A 17,383-nucleotide genomic window follows, 5' to 3' on the forward strand; every position below is an offset into this window, starting at 1 on the left:
GTTGAGAGTGACGTCTGCCGTCAGGGTCGTGGTCGATCCTGCAACTGGCAGCAGGATGCGCACATTGTCCGTGGCTGTGCCGGTGAAAATGGTGCTGGGCGAGTAGCCTGCATAGCCGTTGTTGGTCAGACCACCAACCCCCTGGCTTGGGGTATAGGTTGCAAACTCACGCTCAAAGGTGGCCCAACCACCGATGATGTTATTGGAGAGGCCATCACCGATGTTGGTGGTGGCAACGCCATTGAGATTGGAGATGAAGAGGCGCTGCAGGGCGGAAATATTGCCGTCGATGTTCAAGAACCTCACCGTGCCATGCTGTCCGACCGTCTGCGCAAAGCTGGCAAAGGTGACGTCCGACTGGTTCACATTTGAGCCAGGTTCCGCGAAATCAATGATGCTGCTGCCATATCCGAGCCTGACTTCCCCGAGTTGTTCCGTGCTGTAGAGCGAGGCCCGGCTGCGCCATTGGAACATGGCTCCGTTCAGAGTGATTGTAGCCGCGTCATTGATGCGGTCAGTAAGGCTCACCGACTCGACGGTGATATTGCCGGTGGTGACCAGCAAAGTGGAGTTTGAAATTTCAATGGAGGACGTTCCGCTCCACCTTCCACCATCAATAAGCTGAGTGCGTCCGCCGTTGAGAAGGGTGGCACCGGTGTAGGTGTTGTCGCCATAGAGATTCCAATCAACAGAAGAACCAGCAGCACCGGACCGCACCACAGCAATGTTGCTCTGCAGCACATTGCCATTCCCAATGGCACCCCGGAAACTCACATTGGCCGTGGTCAGCGCCAAGGTGGCCTGGGAGCCCGAAGTATTGATGACATAACCGGCTGTATTGGGTGCAAATCCGTCATTGACGGCCAAGGATCCAGTCTGGGCCTGGAGGTTGTTGATGTTCTGCACCGTGCCATTGAGGTCAAGATTGCCTCCAAGAAGCTGCATCGTCTGGTTTGAAGTCAGGCTGAAATCCGTGCCATCAAGCTTCAGCGTGCCCTGATTGATCGTGACCGTACCGGTAAAGGTGTTGCCAGCGGCAAGCGTCAGGGTGCCCTCGCCCGACTTGGTGAGGCCTCCGCTGGTTCCAGTGATAGCGACGCCCAAGGTCAGATCTCCAACCGTGTAAACAATCAGTTCCCGATTGCTGGCAGCGGTGAGAGTTCCCGTGCCGGAGATTCCGCTGTTGCCGGCCTGCACCAGCAGCGCACCGCTTTCCAAGGTCAGAACGGCGCCTCCTGAGAGTGTGATGCCGCCACCGCTGCCAATTTGCAGGGAGTTGATGGAAAGAGAGGCCGCCAAATTTGCGGCACTGGTCAGATTCACATTGGTACCAGCAGTCGAGAGACTGGTGACCTGTTCGGAACCACTCAGAAGACGCAGCCGGTTGGTTCCAGCATTGGCGCCTGCAGCGGCGGAGTCTGCCGTGACGAATCCGACGCCAGAGCCGCTCAGACTCGTGTCACCGATGGCCCAACCCAGAATCGATTTGTTGGTCGTGCCTGTGGCTCCCAGCTGGCCCGTGAAGGTGTAAGTGGCCGTGCTGCCCTGAATGGTGGCCACATTGGCACCCGCCGCATTGCCAAAGCCATCGGCACGGATGAGCAGGGTGGAGCCGCCGTTGCGCGTCACCCCCGCCGTGGTGAAGTTCAACTGCTGGCTGGCACCAGCATCCAGCGTGAAGACCGATGCACCGGCATTCAAGGTCATCGCACCCGTGGTCGTTTCCGTCGTGGTGGCGGAACCGCTGCCGATGATTTTGAAATCGGAGCCTTGGAAACTCAGCGCCGCATTGCCCAGGCGGTTGTTGACGGCGGTCCCTGAGTTGTCGAGCACCAGGGTTCCAACGTCATGCACATAGATCGTGCGAGCGGACCCCTGGCCGGAGCCCAGCGTGCCGAAGGTGCCTGTACCGTTCAAGGACAAGGTGCCTTGCTTGACCATGACATCCCTGCCAGAAAAGGCGTTTGCCACCTGAATGTTCAGCGTGCCTGTGCCGAACTTGTTAAGCTGGTAGATGCCCAGCGTTCCCGTGTTGGTGAAGCCTGTGGTGGTGATGTTGGTGGTGCCTTCACCGCCGATCCCGACCCATGAATGACGATTCGAACCGGCCGTCCCCACCTGGCCCAGCACGCCACCGCTAATGTTCAACGTGGCACCCGCATCCGCCGCGAGCGTCACAGCACGCATCTGGTTGTCTGCCGTGGATGTCGCGATGGTGATGAGACCAGACACGGTGTTGATCCCTGACGTGCTGCGGATGGCTCCGCCACCGTTCATGCCGTTGCTGGTCGCATTGTTGCTGGCATTGATGAAAATGCCATCTGCAACCGTCGCTCCGCCGGTCAGCTCGAGGGCAGACCCGACGTTTGACATCAAGATACCACCTGCGGAGGTTGTGATGGTAGGATTCGCCCCAGTCGTATTGGCGCTGAGAGTGATCGTCGTGCCACTGATGGCGGTGATGAATGTGTCTGCGGCAATGCCCGTTCCGAACACCAGCTGGCCCACCCCATAATTGGCTGTGCCACCGGTCGGCGTGAGGACGGTCTGCCCGGAGGCACCCGTGGTCGCCGTCGAACTGGTGGTGGACGATGCATTGCCAAGCTGGTTTCCATTGGAAATTCTCAGCACGCCCTGCTGAACAAACATGACCCCGTTCCAGCCGGTCTCAGGGGATGTCAGCTCAAGGGTGCCGAGGTCATACTTCCTCAAGGCATTGTTGGCAGATGCAAAGGTGAAAGCGTTGTTCAGCGTCAGCGTGTTGCCCTGTGTCACTTCAATTTCACCTGCGGCGGAATTGAGGTTGAAAGTGCGGGAGCTGGCAAAGGTGCCGGTGGCACGGAAACCAAAGCCAAGATTGTTGCCGCTGAGACGGATGATGTTGCCTGCATTGCCCAATGCGGCGTCGGAGGATGCGGCAATCAAACCTGCTGTGATGTCGATGATGGACCCGCCACCGCCAAAGGTGTTGCCCGTATTGGTCAACGACAGCACACCGCCGCCTGATTTGGTGAGAACCACCGCCGAAGCACCCGTCGGACCACCTGATAGCACGCCGCTGAGGGTCAATCCATCAAGCTGCAGTGAAGTGCTGCCATTCACCACATTGAAAGTGGGGCCCTGATTGGAGGAGACCGTGTTGAAGGCGATGTTGTCCGCCAGAAGCAGGCCGTAATTGTTGTTGTTGGTCACGGTCAGACCGTTGCCCAGCAAGGATGAGGTAAAGCTGCTCGGCGCAACCACCTTGTTGACAGCCAGCGGGTAGTAATCGCTGGTGCCCGCGCGTCCGATGGTAAGCGACAAGGCAGTGCCTGTGACTGTGGACTCCCAGGTGATAGCACCGAGATTAATCGTCTCGAACGAACCGGTTCTGTCCCCATCGACCAAAAGCGAGAAGGAGGTGCTGGTGTTCAATGCACCGATGTCGATCGTAGCGGCGGTGTTGTAGCCGTTAAGATTAATCCCTGTGATGTTGCCCAGGCCGGTCTTGCTGATGGTGTTGGCACCCGTTCCTCCAAAGGAAGTGATTGAGCCGATGTTGGCAATGGGGCCGCCGAGCACCACATTGAGAAACGGTGTGGGAATATTGATCACAACGCCGGTGGTGGCCAGGGTGTCAAATGTCAGTGCGCCGTTCAAGGTGAGCGTGGGCAAGTTGGTGCCGGTGTTGTTGAAGATCGGGCTGCCAGCAAAACTCATGGCGTTGGCCACCGTACGGCTGTTGTTGTCCACCAGAAGAGTGGTGCCGTCTGCAAACGACACGGTGCCCACCCCCAACGGACCGGAGAGAAGTGAATTCGGCACGGTGGAGGTGCTGCTGGCCGAGAGCAGGATCCCGCCGCCCTGCACCAGCATTCCGCCGTCAAAGGTGCTCTGGCCGCTGAGTTGGAGCAGGCCGTTGTCGGTTTTAATGATTTTGGCCCCTGTGCCAGTGATGGCCGAGGAGATGCTCAATGAAGCAGTGAGCTGTGTATAAGCCTGACCGTTCAGTGTAGGTGCCTGGATGCTGAAGGTGTTGTTACCGCTGCCAAGGGCCAGGAAGCCGCCGTTGATCGTAGCAACCGTGGAGGCATTGCTGCTGGTGACAGTGATCGGCGCGGAGGAAGTGAGCGTCAGGATGCTGTTGGTCTGATTCGTGATGGTGGGTGTGCCCGAGCCGCCATTGTTGTTGAACGTGATGCTCTTGAGCGTGTTGTTCAGCCCCAGGCCGCCAGCCAGCGTGAGGGTGGAACTGCCAACCAAAGTGACATCATTGGATGCATCGATCTGCCCGACATTCGTCAGCATGGTGACCGCCGCGTTGTTGATGGTCAGACCACCCGCAGGGAGAACCACCCCGCTGCCGATCAAATTGAGCGTGCCCTGGTCCACGACCGTACCGCCCGTGTAGGTGTTGTTGGCAGACAGGTTGACAATACCAGTGCCGGACTTCACGAAAGTCACTTTGTTGCCAGCGCCATTGTCTGCGATGACTGAATTGATGATCAGGTTGCTCATGCCGACGCTGAAAGTAAGCGCACTGCCGGCGGCCGTGGCCACCTGGCTGAGTGTGACCTGAGTGGGACTGTCCACCGACACGACATAAGTCCCCGCAGGGATGCCGGTGCCGGTAAGGGTCATGCCCGGAGCGATGCCTGTGGTGGAGTTCATCGTGATCTGAGCCGATCCCAATGCGGTGGTGCCGCTGACAAACGAACCCGCGGTGAAAGTTTGGTTTTGCGCATTCGCCGTGGCATTGGTGCTCAGGGTGATCTGCGTCAGGCTGTCCACGGAAACGACTGTGGTTCCGGCGGCGAAATTGGCATTGGCCAGGGTCATGCCTGGCTGGATGCCAATCGTTGAATTCATGATCACCACGGGAGAACCAGCAACAATGCCACCGGCAGAATTGGGATTGGTAAACGATGGATTGGAGGTGCTGGTGTTATAAACAATGAGCTCCCGAGTCCCGCTCGTTTCCGTGCCACCGGCAGTGATCACACCCCGGATGGCCGTGGTGCCAAAGCTGGTGTCAAAGGCGTTGTTGGTGCGCAAGATGCCACCGAGTTCGAGGTTCAGGACATCGCTGCCGCTGGTGAAAGCAATGTTGTTGGTGAAATTGCCGGTCAATCGAAGCATGCTGGCGGTGGTGGAGCCAGAGAGGGTGGTGGTCAGCGGAGTCACCGAGTAAGTTCCAAGATCGGTGATGTTGCCGCTGCCAAACACGGCCGAATAACCGGCAAAGCCGCCGTTCCCCACCGTGCCCACACCATTGGTGGTGTTGTAGGCGGCATAGTCGTTGGAGTTTGAAATGGCCCAGGCTCCCAGAACGCCATCACCATAGGTGGTGGGCGCAGATGTGAACACGATGCGGGGGAAGTTGCCGACGCTGCCAAGCGCGGTAGATCCGAGGAAATTCACCGTCGATCCAGCCGAACGCGTCAGGCTGGCAATGGTCAGATCCATGGCCGTGAAGGCCCCGGCCGTACCAGTGCCACCGGTCGCGGCCTGAATGCTGTTGGCGCCCTGCGCCAAAATGATGTCGCCCAATCTTTCAGTGGCCATCGTGTTGACCCGGCCGTTGATCTGAATGTTGCCCCCCCGAAGTGTGATGGAGATGCCATCGCCGATGCGGTCATTGTTCTGCATCTGCAGGCTGCTGTTGCTCGTGGCGACCAGGGTGGCGCCATTGATTTCAATGGCCGAGGTGGCAAGGAGCGAGCCCTCATTTTCAAGCGTGGTGGTGCCGCCCAGAAGCGAGGTGGTGCCGGTGTAGGTCTGCGCCGTCTCCAGCGTGAGGGTGCCACCTGCGACGCGGCCCAGGTTGATGCCGCCAGAAATGATCCCCCCGAAGGTGCCACCGCCGTTGGTTACAAAGGTGCTGGTGGTCAAAGAGGTGTTGGTCAGCGAGCCAGCCGAGCTGGGCATGTTTCCGCCACCAGTCAGATTGCCGATATATTGAGAGCTGCCGTTGAGATCCACGGTGGCACCGATGCCGATGTTAAGAGAATTGACTGCCGGGAAGATGGCATTGAGCCCGGCGTTGAGCTGCAGCGTGCCTCCCATGACGTTGGTGGTGCTGTTGTAGTAGCTGGTGCTTTCAAGGCTCAAAGTACCAGCTCCCACCTTGCTGAGCTGGCCGTTGATCAAAGCGGAGGTCACATGCAGTGTGGTGCCGGCCTGCACCTGGAAAAAGCCGCCGCTGCCGCCCAGGTTCACCTGTGAGACAGCCAGCGTGTTGTCACCGCCGGTGCTGATGAGAGACCCCGTGGTCAAAGTGAGCACACGGTTGCCCGTGCTGGTGATGGACAGGCCGCTGCCGTTGATCTTCAGAGCATTTAACGTGCGCGACAACGACACATTGGCCGAACTGGTCACGTTCATCGTGTCGCCGTTGGCCGCACCATTCAGATTGTTGGTGTTGTTGTAAGCAGTGAAAGCCACCACACCGTTGGTGCTGTCATAAGCGGCAAAGTCATCCAGGAGAACAATGCGTGGCAGAATGGCGTTGGTGAATGTGCTGCCACCCTGCTGGTAAGTGGTGATCTTCACCTTGTTTGTGGATCCCAATCCGCTGATTCCAGACAGATCCCATGACGAGCCGGAGTTGGCGAAATTGGCGGTGGCAAAGGTCAGCGTGTTGCTGCCCGTGCCGGACATGCTGATGGTTCCCATGATGCTGTTCACGGTGGCAACACCGATCGATTCAGAGGTGTTGTTGCCGACCAGACTCAAGGCGCCGCCATTGAAGGTGAATGCGCGCCCGTTCACACGGCCGCCGGCGTTGTTTCCGCCGCTGTTGTCCAACGCAAGTGTACCGCCGGCATTGAGCGTGATGCCGGAGGCTGAGTTGATGCTCCCGCCTGTGCCGCTGATGGTGACGGTGCCGCGATTGATTGTCAGGGCTCCACCAAAGGTGTTGGTGCCGGAGAGATTCAAAGCGTTGCCCTGAAACAGAACCGCCGAGGCGGTGGCGGTGCTGCCGTTGACAATGGCGCTTGTGATGTTGGTCGTCCCGGAGCCGGCAATGACCATGGTGCGGCTGGTGCTTGATTCCGAAAGATTGACGCCTCCCGAAAGGGTGAGCACAGCCCCAGACCCGGCATCGAGATCATTCTGCAAAACCCGGGTGGAGCCGTTGTTGGTCACTGATGAGCCAAACTCGATGCTTTGCGTGCCATTGATGACAGCCGGGTCACCGGCAATGGTCACGGCGTTTACCAGCTTGTTGACTCCGGTCAGATCAAACGCTGATGTCAAAACACCGCCATCAAGAATCAGGGCATTGGTGGCCGTTCCAAGCGCTTTGACATTGCCGATCACAAGCGTTCCCTGACCAAGCAGAATGCCGCCCGTCAGTGTGGTGGCACTGCCAATGGTGAAGGAGGCTTCGTTGGCAATGCGAATGTCAAGACGTGTGAGAGAGGTCGAAAGCAGGGCGTTGTCCTTGATGTCCCCGTTCCATATCGTCGAACCATAGCCGCGGATGTTGAACTGGCGCGTGGCAGCCGCGTTCTGGAAGTTGAGGAAATTGCCGTTGATGGTAAGCAGCGCGCCGCCTTCAAGATTGTTGCTCAGGGTGTTGTCATTGCCGCCGGAGTTTTTGATCACATCGCCATTGATGGTGATGGGATTTGCACCGGCGAAAACGGCCGTCGAATTATTGTTAAGGATCACTGGTTGTGAAATCGTCAAGCCTGCCGGATCGGTGGCAAAGATCCCGGCGTTCGACATCAAAAGTCCGCCAAAGACCAACTGGGCATTCACAGGGATTGTACGAGCTGAAGAAATCGTGAACGTCGTGGCACTGGTGATGCTGGCGATGGTGTCACCGTAAGCAATGCCAGTTCCATTGATGTTCATGCCCACGACCAAACCGGCCGTGGTTCCAGTCGCCAGGGTGATCGTGGAGGAGTTGTTCACCGCAGCGGAGGTCAAACCGGTGGGGCCGGCTGCCCCGAGAGAACCGGTGGTGCCAATGCCGAGAAGACCGCCGTCAACCCGGGTGCCACCCGTATAGGTGTTGGCGGCGTTCAAGATCCAGACACCGCCGTCGGCCTTGAGCACGCGCAAGGCACCCACGCCCCCAAAGGCAGGCGTGGCCAGCCCTTGCGCATTGTCAGCGAGCACGGAGGTGATCATGTTGGCGTCCGTGTTCGTGCCGCGAATTTCCAAGGTCTTGTCACCACCGATGGTGTTCACCGAGGTTCCAGTGGTGTTTCGCACATCGGTGAGAATCAGCGCCCCTGTGCCGCTGGAATCGATACGCCGGGTTCCCGTGGTGCCGGTGAGGTCGATCTCGCGCGTGGTGGTTTCTCCCGCACCCACATACATCAGGCTGACGGTGGTGTTTGAACCGGGATTGCCCAGTTCCAAAATGCCACCACCGACGTTCGTGCCGAAACTGGAAGAAGTCGCCCCGCTGGCGCCAATGGATGTCACATACACTGCATCCTGACGAATGACTGTCCTGCCGCTGTAGGTGTTGGCATTCCCGAGAATAAGACCGGCGCTGCCGATCTTGCCCAAGCCGCCCGTGCCGCCGATCACACCCGAGACCGTGGCAAAATCAAGATTGGTGCTGCCATTGTCATCCACCTGAATCTGACGCCAGCCTTCTCCCGTCACTGTTGTTGGAATAGCGGCGGCGGCGACGACCCCCGTGCCCGAACTCAGGGTGAACTGAGTCGAGCTGTTGATGGCTGTGATATAAAGCCCGGCAGGAATGTTGGAGTTGCCGGTAAATGCCTGGCCGATGGTCAGTCCGTCCGTGGTGCCGCTGGTCAGATTGACGGTGGCACTTCCGGCCGTCGTCGTCACATTGATGGACTTGCTGATGCCTGCGGCGAGGTCAAAATTGCCTTTGATCTCGACGTCCGCAAGGGAGGTGGCGTTGTTGAGAATCAGCGCACCTGCGCCGATGAAATTGGCGGTCGATCCCCACACCGGTGTGCCCAAGGAGCTGAAATCCACCGACAGCTTGGAAGTGCCGGATGAGAAACCTCCATTACCGTAGGCGGCAAACCGAAACTCCCCGGCGCCCGTGCCCATGGCCCGGTTGAATGTGCCGGAAGTCTGATACACACCCCCATTGAGCAGAAGATTGCTGCCGGATGAAAGGCCGGCACCGTCAACCGCCTGAAGAGCTCCGCCATTGATGGTGGTCGTACCCGTGTAAATGTTCGGGGTTGATGGGTTGAGAATCCACAAACCCCCACCGTTTTTGGTCAGCGAGAGCGCGCCGCCATTGGGATTGTCGATCAGATGGATGTCGATTTCGTTATCTCCCTGCGAGTCACCATCAAGCGTGAGGGTGCGCGCACCGGTCCCGCTGAAAGCCAGATCAGCGGTGTTGTTGAAAATGAGCGCCGCATTGTTGTTGTTACGCCCGGCAGACAGATTCCCGTAGCTGCCAAAGGAGGCGATGGTGCCGTTGCCAGCCAGGGTGAACAAGCGATTGATGCTGACGGAGGGCGTCTGGGTTGCGGTGACCGCACCGCCGGAGTTGGTCCCCACATAACGCAGGGCGCCGCCATTGAGAATGAGGCTGGCGGCGTTGGTCGCGTCGCTGGTCGCATCCCCTTTGCCGATGCCACTGGCCACTCCGATGTCGGCGATGTTCGGAATGTCCAGATTTCCGCTGAGGATGGTCACCGGCCCTGTAAAGGTGCTGGCACCGGTGAGTGCCACCGTGCTTGATGATCCGGCCTTCACCAGTGCAACTGTCGCTGTGGCACCATCCTGAATCAGGCCCGTGAAGACACCGCCGGTGTTGTTATTGCTGAACCGGAGAGTGGCCGTACCGCTCGCAGCACTGTTGGTGATGATGCCCGCACCATTGAACGCGTTGACGGAATTCGTTCCAGATGCGGCTGTGCCGACGTTCACTCCATTGAGATCAAAAGTGGCCCCTTGGCGGATCATCAGGTTGACGTTGGTTGCACCGATCAAACCAGTGCCTGAGAGCTGCAAAGTCCCCTCATTGACGGTGACCGTACCCGTCTCGGCATTCGCTCCGCTGAGAATCAAAGTGCCTGCTCCGTTCTTCGTGAGGCCACCCGTCGTTGTGGACGTGATGGGTGCCGAAATCAGAAGGGAGTCTGTGAGGCCATCAACGCGAACGACGAGGTCCTGATTGCCCCCCGTAGTCACGCCTGTGCCGCTGATCGTGCCCGAGCCACCCGTCTGCAAAATACCGCCTGAAGTGTTGGCACCCAGGTTGATCGTCAGCAGCCCCGTCTGGTCCACGGTCTGGCTGCCGAGTATTTTCAACGAACTGATGGTAAGCGCCGCCGAACTCGTGTTTCCAGTCACCAAGTTGTGACTGGCAGCCGTGAGTGCCGCTCCAGCGGTCACGAAGCCTGCATCCGTGTCATAAACGGGTGCCACCAGCACCCCGCCATTGGAACGGGCGAAGTCAGCGCCGTTAAAATAAATACGACCATTCCCGGTCAGGGTCGTGGCGGTGCTCGTCGCAACTCCCGTGAGCGTCACCGTGCCATCGCCGATGACGTTGAGCCCTGTTCCAATGGCAGGGGTGGCCAGCGAGGAGAAGATCAAGCCCGTGGCACCGCCACCTGCGGTGATTTTGATGGTGCCAGCACCCGCAGTCATGGTCAAAGCGCCGAGTGATTCCGTCAGCGCACCGCCACTGAAGCCCAGATACTCAAAGGTGCCGCCCGCCACCTGATTGGTGTTCAATGGATCTGCGTTGAAAATGAGCGCCGAACCATTGTCGATGACATTGGAACCACTGCCGCTGCCGGCAGTTGCCTTGATTTGGAGAGTGCCACCCGCGACCGTCACGGTGCCGGTGAAATTGTTCACCGTGCCAAACGTCAGCGCCGTGGCATTGGCGACAGCGGTGCCGATGGTGTTGTTGATCGTGATGGTGTTGCCATTGATCGCGGTGATGATCGAGCCGCCCGGAATGTTGGTTCCCGAGACTGTCTGCCCCACGACCAGACTGGCGGCATTGGAAACGGTGAAGCTGTTGCTCTGTGCCGCGCCACCGCCGGTGGTGGTGACACCCGTCGCACCCGCAGTCACATAGTTGGAGGCCGAGGGATCATAGAGCCATGTGCCGGAGCCGATCTTGACCAGCGATGTCTTGTTGGTGGTGGTGTTGTCCTGAATCACACCCCGAATCTCATTTTGCAGAGTGCTTTCACCGCCCAGATAGAGATTTTTGATTCCCGCGCCGGTGGCTGCAATGTTGTTCGCAATGATCAGCGCCGAAGGGCTGCTGCCCGTCTGATTGGCCAGGATGATTCCCGATCCCGTCGTGCTGGTCAGGTTGATGGCCTTGGTGACGGTTTCACCGGCACCCGTGCCAGCGGCACCCAGGTAGTTCAAAGCACCGCTGCTGAGCTGAAGAGCCCCGCTTGTGCCGCTGTTGATCGCACCGAAAGAATTGATCGCCACGGTGCCGGCATTGACGTTGAAGCTGCCCAGGAAATTGCTGGAAGTGCCCTGGATGGTGAGCGTGCCAGTTCCCGACTTGGTGACCACGTGCGCAGCACCTGCGGCGGTAAGGTTGCCGGTCAGCAAGGTGTCGGCATTGCCCTGAATGGTCAGGGTGCGAGCCGTTGTATCCGTCTGATTCCAAAGGCTGGAAGTCGCGAGGGTGAGGAGGCCGTTCGAATTGTTTTCAATCAGGGTGTTGCTTGCGCCGCCCGTTCCCATGACACCCGCCGGGGAATTGTTCAAACCCAGCAGGGTGACGTTGAATCCGTCCCGGCCCGTGATGCGGAAATTGACATTCGTCCCCGTGGCCCGCGTTTCCCCAAACGTCACGGTCTGGTTGATGGCGCTGCCATTGACATCGCGGCTGACGAAGATGCCCGTGTTGGTAAAGTCACGGTTGAATATCTTTCTTTTCGAAAAATCCGCGTTCCCCACTCCGGGTGTGTCAGTGCGGACTTCCAGGATGCCGTTGTTGAGATCGACCGACTGGGTGCTGGGGTTCACCCCCAAGGCGCCGTTGGTGGACACACGCACGGTGCCGGAATCAATGCGGAGGGACTGGGCAAAATTGTTGTTCGCATTTTGCAGCCACATCGTGGTTCCATAAGAATTGCCTGTTTTGGAAAACCGGTCATTGGCGACTTCAAAACTGGTTATCTGACCTGAGATGATGAAGTTGCCGTTGCCAAAGAACGTCTGAGTGCTGCCGTTGCCAAGCTGGACATCCCCTGAGATCGTTGTGACGCCATGGGTCGAAATGACGTTCCCTTGGGAAGCCGTGCCGCCAATGACCAAATTTCCGGCGATCGTGTTGTTGCCCACGCTGATGAGAGCGCCGCCGTTGTTGATGGCCCCTGGGCCACGGCCCGACAAACTGATGTCACGATTGATCGTCATTCCTGCAATCCCGCCCTGCAAAACAAGACTGCCGCCGCTGTACCCCGGATTGCCCGTGTTCGCCAAGCCATTGACGGAAATGACGGTGGTGCCCGCTCCAAGCTGAGCCTGATTTGTGATGACGACCGCACCGCCGTTGATGACCACATCCCCGGTGAAGGTGTTCGCATTGCTGCCGAGCCGGAGCGTGCCGTTGCCCGTCTTCGTCAGCCCTGAAGATCCCGCGATGATGGAATCAATTTGGGCACCCTTGAAGGAGGCCACATTGATGACGGAAGAGCTCACTCCAGCGACGGTGCTCAGTGTCAGCGTGCCACCGGTGATGACGTTGCCATCGCTCCCAAAGACCAGACCGCCCGCAGTGATCGGCCCGCCCACGGTGATGGTTCCGGGGACACCCCCAAAGATGGCCACCTCACCATTGAGCCAGTTCGCGGTGTCTGACAGACTGCTGTCATAGGACCAGTTGGTTGCCGTGGTGTTCCACTGTCCGTCAGAGCCGTTGTAGTATAAAGTGGCCCCTTGAACCTGAAGGGCCCAGAAAGGAAAAAATACCGCAAGGGCGGTGGCGATTGGCTGCGTGAAATGACGACGCAAGGTGTCCAAGAGAACGCTGGATTTCTTCATCTGGTGGTTGGATAGACTGAGGGCTGCGGGAGACAAATTGAGGCGGGCTTAATTCGCATTTCGAATTAAGCCGTTATTTTCTGAACTTATTGCTTACTTTGAGCTAACCCGCTCATTCAGAGCCATCGGTAAATGGCTTGTTCGTTAGTAAATTTCCGAGGACTTTTTGATTCCGTTTTTCTTTACTGCGAATAAAGACACCCCGCTTTGCTGCCATGCCGCCCGAGGCTGCCACCAGCTCAGCGGCCTCTATTATTTGCATCTGCAGTCGCTCACCAGTTGCGGCCACGCCCCCCCTCAACACCTTCTCTGACCTGAAATGTCACGCATCCCAGAAGAAACCATCCAGCAAGTGATTGCCGCCACGGACATCGTGGCGCTGGTGGGGCGTTCCGTGAAGCTGCGCAAGGCGGGCACAAACTACCTCGGCCTCTGCCCGTTTCACAATGAGCGCACGCCTTCCTTCAATGTCAGCCCGTCACGCAATACCTACCACTGCTTCGGCTGCGGTGCCGGCGGCACTTCGATCCGTTTTGTCATGGAGCACGACGGCTTGTCGTTCGTCGAGGCGGTCAAACGCCTGGCGGATGCCGCTGGAATCCGCATCGAAGAAGAGGTGTGGGATGCCAACGCGGAGGCGGAGGCCAAGCACCGCAGCCTGCTGCTGCGCGCGCACCGTGAGATTTCCGAATGGTTCCACCAGCTGCTGATGAAGCATAAAATCGCCGCGCCAGCACGCGACTACCTCAAATCACGCGGCATCACGGCCGAGGTGGCGAAGAACTGGCAGATGGGCTACGCCCCGCCCAACGGCGCTTTTTTCCGCGAATGGGCCGCGCAGGCCAAGATCCCCGAAAGCGTGCTCGTGGAGGCCGGCCTCTTTGTGCAGAGCGATGAGGACTCCGGCCGCCGTGGCACCTACCCGCGTTTCCGTGACCGGCTGATGTTTCCCATCCGCAACGATCATGGAGATGTGATCGCCTTCAGCGGGCGCGTTCTCGATCCGGAGGCCAAAACCGCCAAATACCTCAATTCCCCCGAAACCTCTCTCTTCAGCAAGAGCAAGGTGCTGTTCGGCTTTGACCGCTCCAAGCGCGCCATCTCCAAAGCAGGCGAAGCCATCGTGTGTGAAGGCCAGATCGACATGATCATGGTCTATGAAGCCGGTTTTCAAAATGTGGTGGCAGGACAAGGCACCGCCTTTACGGAGCTCCACGCCAAATTGCTTAAACGCGTCTGCAATGAAGTCGTGCTCTGCTATGACTCCGACAACGCAGGCTACAAGGCGGCTGAGCGCGCTTTCCAAATTCTTTCCCCCATCGGGCTGACGGTGAAGGTGGCCTCGCTCCCGCAAGGTGAAGACCCCGACTCCCTGCTGCGCAAACAGGGCACCGAGGCGCTGCAGGCCGTGCTGGGAAATGCCACGGACTTCCTGGAGTACCAGATCCGCCGACTGCGTGCCAGCGCCAAATCTGACAGCATGGTGGAGCGCGTGCGCATGGCCGAGCAGGTGGCCTCTGCCATCAGCATCTTCACCGGCGTGGCTCAACGCATCACCGCCGTGAACAAAGTGGCCAATTTGCTCGAAATTTCCGGGGAGCAGCTCAGCGCGATGGTCAATCGCGCCGCGAAGGAGGCCAAGGGCGGCCAGTCTGCCGGAACCGCCCCCGTGAATGTGGTGGATGAGGCGAAGAAACTGCTCGCCTCCCAGCACAAGACGGCTCTGGCACTCTGCCAGATGGCCCTGGCCGATGCCGAGATCATGTACTGGCTGCGGGAGGCCGACTGCGAAGACCTGCTGCGCGAGGTGCCCGGCACCGAGATGCTGGCCATGCTGGTGCACAGCCGCCATGATCCGCTGGAGGAGTCCTCCCAGCTTGCCTTCATGGCGGGGCTGGAGCGCCAGCAGGAGGCGGCCTTTGCCCAGCTCCAGGCACGCCCGCGCCTGCCCGGCGGACTCGAAGATGCGAAAAGCGCGCTGTACACGCTGGAACTCGTGCGGATGAAGAACCTCATTCAGAGCATTGAGTCCAAATTACGCCAGCGTGACCTGCCTGAGGAGGAGGTCGAACGCCTGCAACAGCAGCAGATAGAACTCATCGCTAGGCGCAAAGAATGCCTTGACCGTACGAAACCCACCCCGAATAGTTTCTCCCCCTGACTTGACGCAGGTCCCGGACCCCCACCGAGGTAAGTATGGCCGTCTCCAAAAAACCACTTAACGGATCCCATTCTCGCAACGCCGCCAGTCAGGCAGGCGAACCTGCTGCTGTCGAGGACGAAGCCACCCCGCAGAAACGTGGCCGCGGCAGACCGCGCATCCATCCGCCCAAAGAGGCGCCCGCATCCCAGGTGGGACCTGACGGCCAGCTGCTCAAACGCCGCCGGGGACGTCCGCCCAAAGGCGGCCAGGTCGGAGGCATCACGCATTTTGCCAACACCACCCACGACGACATCCACTCTCCGGACGTTCAGGCGCGGCTGCGCGATCTGATTCGCACGGCTCGTGAGCATGATCATCTGACCTGGGACGACATCAATGAGGCACTGCCCTCCGGATTCGTCACCCCGGACCTGATGGACGCCCTCATCACACGCCTGCGTGCGATGGAAATCAAGATCACCGACGATGTCGATGGCGTGGCGGCCCGACACAACGCCGCCCGTGAGCGCATCACCGCTGAACGTGACGCCGCTTCGGCCAAGCTGGATGTGTTTGACGATCCGGTGCGGATGTACCTGCGCCAGATGGGCCAGGTGCCCCTGCTCACCCGCGAGCAGGAGATCAACATTTCCAAGCGCATCGAAAAGGCCGATCTGAGCATGCGCCAGTGCCTGCACACCATCGGCTTCATCGGCCAGGCCTACCTGCAGTTTGCTGAAGCCTTGTGCAACGGCGTGGAGCGCTTTGACCGCCTCGTCAGCGACCGCAAGTCGGATGAACGCGAAGCTTACTTCAAAAAACTCAAGCCGCTGCTCGACCAGGCGCGCGAGACGCATGAGAAGACCAGCAAGGCCTTCGCCGCCCTCGTCAACTCCGGCCCGCGCAAACGTGCCGCCTGCCAGGAGGAGTTTGAAACCCTGCGCGCCGCGTTTTTCCGTGTCTGTGAGAAGTTTTACTTCAAGTCCAAGATCACCGAGGACTTCGTCACCCTGCTGCAGCAGCGGCTGACCGATCTCGGCAGCCTGGAACGTGCTCTGAAGGAGCAGCCCGGCAACGAAGCCGCGCAGCAGGCCATCAGCGCCTTTGAGCAGGAGTCCTGGATGACGGCGGCGGATTACCGCACCCTCATCACCGACACGCTCAAGCATGTGTCGGGCTCCACCCGGGCCAAGACCGAGATGATCGAGGCCAACCTGCGCCTCGTTATTTCCATCGCCAAAAAATACACCAATCGCGGCCTGTCCTTCCTCGATCTCATCCAGGAGGGCAACATGGGCCTCATGCGTGCGGTGGAGAAATTTGAGTACCAGCGCGGCTACAAATTCAGCACCTACGCCACCTGGTGGATTCGTCAGGCCATCACCCGCAGCATCGCCGATCAGGCCCGCACCATCCGCATTCCGGTGCACATGATCGAGACGATCAACAAGCTCATGCGCGTGCACAAGCAGCTGCTGCAGGAGCTTGGTCGTGACCCGACGCCGGAAGAAATCGCCGAGGAAATCCATCTGCCTGTGGATCGCGTAAACGCCGTGCTGCGTCTCTCCCAGCAGCCCGTCTCCATGCAGGCCAAGGTGGGCGAAAGCGAAGGCGACACCGAATTCGGCGACTTCATCGAGGACAAGGAGGCGAGCAATCCGATGGAACTCACCGCCATGCACCTGCTGCGCGACAAGCTGCGCGACGTGCTCGACACCCTCAACCCGCGTGAGCGCGAAGTGCTGGAGCAACGCTTCGGCCTCGGAGACGGTGCTGGCCGCACCCTCGAAGAAGTCGGCAAGCAGTTCCAAGTCACCCGCGAACGCATTCGTCAGATCGAAGCCAAAGCCCTGCGCAAACTGCGCCACCCCACGCGCATCCGGAAGCTCGGCGGGTTCTTTGGCGCGGGGTGATTTGGCCAGCGCGCCGCGCCCATCCATCGTAGGACGGTCGTGGCGAAGCCCGCCCGTCTATCAGCGTACGGCAAACACCACGGCGTACGAACACCCTCGCAGTCGGGCGGTTTGGCGGAGGGCGTCCTCGGACATCGAAAAGCCTCATTCGCCAAACACGGCCGACCTACGGCCAGCGCGCCGCGCCTTGCCGTAGGACGGTCGTGGCGAAGCCCGCCCGTCTATCGGCGCACGGCAAACACCACGGCGTACGAACACCCTCGCAGTCGGGCGGTTTGGCGGAGAGCGCAGTGGAAGATAAAGCACTCTCGATGCCAAACACAACCAACCTACGAACTCACCAGCAAGTCCCCAGATC

At 59.3% G+C, this 17,383-nt stretch carries 3 protein-coding genes; 2 read left to right on the forward strand and 1 reads right to left on the reverse strand.

Going from position 1 to position 17,383, the window contains the following annotated elements:
- Nucleotides 1-12,969 (reverse strand): autotransporter-associated beta strand repeat-containing protein (locus WAW39_RS12365; protein ID WP_422319221.1); only part of this gene is annotated, 12,969 nt, incomplete at its 3' end.
- 319 nt (nucleotides 12,970-13,288) lie between these two features.
- Here WAW39_RS12365 and dnaG point away from each other — a divergent pair.
- A complete protein-coding gene (gene dnaG / locus WAW39_RS12370; RefSeq protein WP_422319223.1) occupies nucleotides 13,289-15,130 on the forward strand; it encodes a DNA primase in 1,842 nt (613 codons plus the stop codon).
- A 35-nt stretch (nucleotides 15,131-15,165) separates the two neighbouring features.
- Entirely contained in the window at nucleotides 15,166-17,025 is a 1,860-nt protein-coding gene (rpoD, locus tag WAW39_RS12375) for an RNA polymerase sigma factor RpoD (protein WP_422319225.1), read from the forward strand.
- Nucleotides 17,026-17,383: the final 358 nt, after the last annotated feature.

The organism is Prosthecobacter sp. (assembly GCF_049294395.1).
Lineage (GTDB): Bacteria > Verrucomicrobiota > Verrucomicrobiia > Verrucomicrobiales > Verrucomicrobiaceae > Prosthecobacter.